Genomic DNA, 5,515 nt, shown 5'->3' with positions numbered 1-5,515 from the left:
ACCCGGAAGCCGCGCCCGGCGACCTGCCGGCAAAAGTCGTCGTCCCAATGGATCATCTGGGCGCCGAGACCCATGATCAGGACGATCGGCTCGGCATTGGCGTCGCCGAAGATCTCGTGGCAGATCTCGATGCCGTTGACGCGGGCGATCTGCGGCGGCTGGTGGTCTGACGACGGCACGACAGGCGCCCCCTGGTGGTATCCTTATGATGGGGACTGTATGACACGGTTTATGGCATCGCAGAAGGCTTTCCGATGCCGCGATGCCATCGCCTTGTTGACCGGTCCGCCGCAACGGTGTGGTATGGCAAAAAACAAGAACAGCGAGGCGGGCGGACACAAGCCGGAACTCGCGGCCCAATTCTGGAGGGAGAGGATATGGCCGACAAGAGCAACGATCCCGTTGCGATGTGGCAGAACATGATCGGCGAGATGGAGAAGGGATTCAATTCCTTCGCCAACCAGGCCATGTCCTCGCCCGAATTCTCCAAGGTGATGAACCAGGTCGGCGGCGCCACCGCGGGCGCGCAGAAGCAGCTCGGCGAGTGGATGGAGAAATATCTCGTCAGCATGAACCTGCCGAGCCGGGCGCAGATGGTCGGCATGGCCGAGCGCCTGCAATCGATCGAGGCCCAGCTCAGCGAGATCCGGGCCTTGCTCAACCAGATGAGCAAGGCATCCGGCGTCTCGGCCGGCGGCGTGGGCACGCCGATGCCGCCCCGCACCAAGCGCCCGCCCTCGGCCGAGGGAGAACAGAAATGAACGCGCCGACGGGACTGGATTTCGCGTCGATCTCGGATCGGGTCCAGACCGAGGTGCAGCGCGCAATCCAGCGCAGCATCAAGGGCGTCGAATATCTGTCGACCTCCGGCCCTGCGCTCGGCTCAACGCCGAAGGACGTGCTGATCAGCCGCGGCACCATGAACCTCTATCACTACCGGCCGCTGGCGGACGAAATATACCGTGTGCCGATCCTGATCGTGATGGCGACCACCAACCGCGGCTACATCCTCGACATGGTGCCGGGCCAGAGCTTCATCGAATTCCTGCTCAGGCGCGGCTACGACGTCTACATGCTGGACTGGACCGCGCCGAAGCCGGAAGAGAAGTCGCTCGGCATGGAGGACTACGTCCTCAACTTCATCCCGGAATCCGTGCGCCGCGTGCAGGAGGATTCCGGCGTCGAGGACGTCACCGTGATCGGCTATTGCTTCGGCGGCGTGCTGTCGCTGCTCTACGGCTCGATCTTCCACGACGGCCCGATGAAGAATTTGATCTGCTTCACTACGCCGATCGATTTCCGCGAGATGAAGCTGTTCAACAATTTCTCCGACCGCCGCTATTTCGACGTCGACGGCCTGGTCGACAGCGTCGGCAACGTGCCGCCGGAGCTGATCCTGCAATCCTTCGAGATGCTGCGGCCGGCCTCTCGCGCGGCGAGCCAGGTGCAGCTGTGGGAGAACATATGGAACGACGAGTTCGTGAAGTCGTACCGGATGTTCGACCGCTGGGCGACCGACACGCTGCCGCTTGCGGGCGAATATTTCCGCACCATCACCAAGGACCTGATGTGGGACAACAAGCTGTTCAACGACACCATGACCGTCGGCGGGCGCGCCGCCCAAATCGACAAGATCAAGGTGCCGCTCCTGCATGCCGTTGCCGAACACGACCACATCGTGCCCTATGACGCGGCCAAGCACCTGATCAAGAAGGTGGGCTCGAGCGACAAGGAAGAAGTGATCCTCAAGGGCGGTCACGTCAGCCTCGTCGCCGGGCCCAACGCGATCCGGCGGCTGTGGCCGAAACTCGACTCCTGGCTAGGTGGAAGATCAATATGACCGAAACGCGCTCCTATCCCCGCCATATCCAGACCGATGCCGGCGACATCGAATTCCGCCTGATGTCGCGCGCCGACGAAGCCGCCGTGCTCGGCTTCGCCCGGGCGCTGCCGACCCACGACCTCCTGTTCCTGCCGCGCAATATCAGCCAGCCCAAGGTGCTGTCGGCCTGGGTCAAGGAAATCGAGCGCGGCGACATCGTCAGTCTTCTGGCGATCAAGGAAGGCCGGGTGGTCGGTTGCGGCACGCTGGTGCGCGACCCCTATTCCTGGTCGACCCATGTCGGCGAGATTCGCATGGTGGTGTCGCAGGAGGTGCGCGGGCAGGGGCTCGGCAAGGCGCTGTCGCAGGAGACCTTTGCGCTGGCGCTCTGTGCGGGGCTGGAAAAGCTCTCGGTTCAGATGACGGTCGACCAGCAGGCCGCCATCGCCCTGTTCGAGAGCCTCGGCTTCAAGGCCGAGGCCCTGCTGCGCGACCACGTCCGGGACGTCGCCGGCAAAAAGCACGATATCGTCGTGCTCGGGCACAATGTGGCGCTGGTTGCGGCGCAGCTGGAGGCCTACGGTCTCCCGGGGGCCGTCCAGCACTAATCCCGCTGCCGAGGTTCCAGGCAGGGAACGATTCCGCCGGCCAAGCAGGCAAATCGCCTAAAACCCATCGATCACGAGTTCGTGATATCGCGCTGCAACATATTTGTTGCGACGCACCATTAACTGTGTCACAAAGCTCATGCCCCGGGCCAATCCGGACGGGGTGAGCCCCGTTGCTCAAACCTGAGGATGGAGAGACCCCAATGACCACCGAGACCAATTCCGTGCTGAACACCGTCAAGGAAGCCTTCGCGCCCGTCACCGAGGCGTTCACCAAGCTCCAGAACATGGAAGTTCCGGAAGCCGCCCGTGAGTTCGTGAAGAAGCAGGCCGAGACCGCCAAGGAGCGCGCCGCCGAGGCTTACGCCGGCTCCGAGAAGGTCACGGCCGCCATCGAGACCGCCGTTGCCGGTTCGGTCACCGAGGCCGCCAAGATCAGCCGCAACATCCAGCAGGCGATGTACCAGGACGCGGAAGAGTTCTTCGCCGGCATCGACAAGCTGGCTTCGGCCAAGTCGCTGAGCGAGGCCTACCAGATCCAGTCCGACCTCGCCCGCGCCCGCGGCGAAGTCCTCGTCTCCCGCGCCAAGGCGACCGCCGAGTATGTCGGCAAGCTCGTCACCGACGGTGCGAAGACCGCGCAGGACAACTTCTCCAAGGTCTACAGCAAGACCGCCTGATTTCGCGTAGCCGAGTGTGTATGCGTAGAAGGCCCGCTTCGGCGGGCCTTCTTTTTGGGCGATATCGGCATAGATCAGCTTTGACTGCCAGGCGGCGGCCGATCCTCGTCATTGCGAGGAGCGAAGCGACGAAGCAATCCAGTCTTTGCTTCGGCTGACATGGATTGCTTCGCTTCGCTCGCAATGACGGGATGGCTGGCTGCGGCGCAATCCTCGAAAGCCCTCATGACTCTGACTCTCCCCAGCAGCTTCGTGATCGACCCGCCCGGCGATGCCGCGCGCGCCGTGGAACTGCGCCGCGTGAAGTTGCTGGCGACATCAGTACTGGCCTTCACCTTCGCCATATTCATCGGCGCGAAGTGGATGCTGCCGGTGCATCCCGCTTTCGGCTTTGTCGCGGCGTTTGCGGAAGCCGCCACCATCGGCGGGCTCGCCGACTGGTACGCAGTGGTGGCGCTGTTCAAGCGGCCGCTGGGGTTGCCAATCCCGCACACCGCCATCATCCAGAGCAACCAGCATCGCATCGCCGACAAGCTCGGCGAATTCATCGAGGTGCATTTCCTGGAAGCTGCGCCCGTCGAGGCAAAACTGCGCCAGGTCGATTTCGCCTCCTTCGTTGCCGACTGGCTGCGCGACCGCAAAAAGAGCGAGGACCTGGCGCGCTTCGTGCTGCGCCTTCTGCCCGAAGCGTTCAGCGCCACCGAAAGCTCGGGCCTGATGACCTTCATCACCCGCCGCGTTACCTCGCAATTGATGGCGATCGATCTGGCGCCGCTTGCCGCCGGCACGCTGCGCTCCTTCGTGCAGGAGGGAAAGCATCGCGGCCTGCTCGACGATCTCCTGCGTACGCTGCATCAAACGCTGACCAGCACGGAGACGATGACCACCATCCGCGAGCGCATTCGCGCCGAATTGCCGACCCTGCTCAGGCTTTATCGCGCCGACCGCTTCCTGGTGAACCGCATCGTGGCCTCGGCCACCCATTTCTTCGAGGAAGTACGGAGCGATCCCGATCACCCCTTCCGCGACGAATTCAACCGCATGCTGCTGTCGCTGGTGGACAAGCTCGGCAGCGATCCGGCGTTTGCCAAACGTATCGACGGGCTGAAGCGCGATATCCTGGCGCGGCCGGAGCTCGGCGATCTCGCCCGCAACGTCTGGTCAAATGCGCGCTCCTTCATCGAGCGTAGCGCATCCGGCGAGACCCAGGTGCTGCAGCAGCATTTGGCAAAAATGTTGGTCGAGGCCGGTGAGGCGTTGGCAGGGGACGCCGAGATGCGCGCCGAAATCAACCAGGGCCTCGTCGCTGTGCTGCGTAGCTTCATCGCCGACCAGAAGAGCGGCGTCTCCACCTTCATCGCCGATCAGGTGAAGGGCTGGGACATGGCGCAGCTGATCTCGCTGATCGAAATCAACGTCGGCAAGGACCTGCAGTACATCCGCTTCAATGGATCGCTGATCGGCGGGCTGGCGGGACTTGCGCTCTACACGCTGGAATACCTGCTGCGGCTCGTGTGACTATTTCATCACGGCAAGCACTATAATTCGCGACTCCGGTTCCGCCTCGGCTTGAATAGCCCAAAACAGTTCCATAGCTTTTGGGCAACAATGTTGCGTCGCGGAACGATTCTGCTGCGTTTGCGTCATTCCGAGCCCAAACGGCCCGCTGCCGAGACGTAAGGGGCGGGCCTGAACAGGAGATACGATGTCCGTTGCTGCCCAGACGCTTCGCCCGCCGTCCAGAAGCCTGATGTTTCTGGAAGGGCGAGCCATTCATGAACTCGGCGCCTTCATTGGGGCTCTGCCACTGCTGAGCCTCGCGCCGCGCGGCGACGGCCATCCCGTGCTGGTGCTGCCGGGCCTCGTTGCCTCGGACGTTTCCACGCGTCCGCTGCGCTCTTTCCTGAAGTCGCGCGGCTACGCCGTCAGCGGCTGGCGGCAGGGCCGCAACCTCGGTCTCCGTCCGGGCGTGCAGCACGCCATGGTCGATCTCGTGCAGGAACTGAGCGACGGCCACGGCCGCAAGATTTCGCTGGTCGGCTGGAGCCTCGGCGGCCTCTATGCGCGCCAGCTCGCCAAGATGATGCCGGATCGCGTGCGCCAGGTGATTACGCTCGGCAGCCCGTTCGCCTCCAGCCCGAAGGCGACCAATGCATGGCGCGTCTACGAGATGGCAAGCGGCCGCCGCGCCGACGACGAGGATCCGCGCTTCGGCGGAACGCTGGCGAGCGCACCGCCGGTGCCGACCACGGCGATCTTTTCCCGCACCGACGGCATTTGCGCCTGGCAGGGCTGCCGCGAGCCGTCCTCGGCCATGGCCGAGAGCATCGAGGTCGAGAGCAGCCATTGCGGCATGGGCCATCACCCGGCCGCGGTCTATGCAGTTGCCGATCGCCTCGCGCAGA

The 5,515-nt window shown here is 63.7% G+C and carries 6 protein-coding genes and 1 pseudogene; 6 read left to right on the top strand and 1 reads right to left on the bottom strand.

What is annotated here, in order from left to right; translation table 11 throughout:
- Nucleotides 1–179, bottom strand: a pseudogene (locus ACT4OC_RS25720) (alpha/beta hydrolase); the annotation flags it as partial.
- A 198-nt stretch (nucleotides 180–377) separates the two neighbouring features.
- Here ACT4OC_RS25720 and ACT4OC_RS25715 point away from each other — a divergent pair.
- From ACT4OC_RS25715 to ACT4OC_RS25690, 6 genes are all read left to right on the top strand, one after another.
- Nucleotides 378–761 (top strand): hypothetical protein, encoded by a 384-nt coding sequence (locus ACT4OC_RS25715; RefSeq protein WP_444841855.1) that lies wholly within the window; start codon nucleotides 378–380, stop codon nucleotides 759–761.
- Nucleotides 758–1,840 (top strand): alpha/beta fold hydrolase, encoded by a 1,083-nt coding sequence (locus tag ACT4OC_RS25710; protein ID WP_444841854.1) that lies wholly within the window; start codon nucleotides 758–760, stop codon nucleotides 1,838–1,840. The genes ACT4OC_RS25715 and ACT4OC_RS25710 overlap by 4 nt, the downstream gene beginning before the upstream one ends.
- The gene (locus ACT4OC_RS25705; protein ID WP_444841853.1) at nucleotides 1,837–2,430 is read left to right on the top strand and encodes a GNAT family N-acetyltransferase; all 594 of its coding nucleotides are present in this window, start codon (nucleotides 1,837–1,839) and stop codon (nucleotides 2,428–2,430) included. Before ACT4OC_RS25710 ends, ACT4OC_RS25705 begins: the two co-directional genes overlap by 4 nt.
- 203 nt (nucleotides 2,431–2,633) lie before the next feature.
- Nucleotides 2,634–3,110, top strand: coding sequence for a phasin (locus ACT4OC_RS25700; protein ID WP_444841852.1), 477 nt, complete (start codon nucleotides 2,634–2,636; stop codon nucleotides 3,108–3,110).
- A gap of 225 nt (nucleotides 3,111–3,335) precedes the next feature.
- On the top strand, nucleotides 3,336–4,628 hold the full coding sequence (locus ACT4OC_RS25695; RefSeq protein WP_444841851.1) for a DUF445 domain-containing protein: 1,293 nt from the start codon (nucleotides 3,336–3,338) through the stop codon (nucleotides 4,626–4,628).
- 187 nt (nucleotides 4,629–4,815) lie between these two features.
- A partial coding sequence (locus tag ACT4OC_RS25690; protein ID WP_444841850.1) for an esterase/lipase family protein occupies nucleotides 4,816–5,515 on the top strand: 700 nt, incomplete at its 3' end.

This window comes from Bradyrhizobium sp. (genome assembly GCF_052389815.1).
Classification (GTDB): Bacteria; Pseudomonadota; Alphaproteobacteria; order Rhizobiales; family Xanthobacteraceae; genus Bradyrhizobium.
Note: the sequence above shows the minus strand (reverse complement) of the source record. Positions and strands in the feature narration are given on the sequence as shown.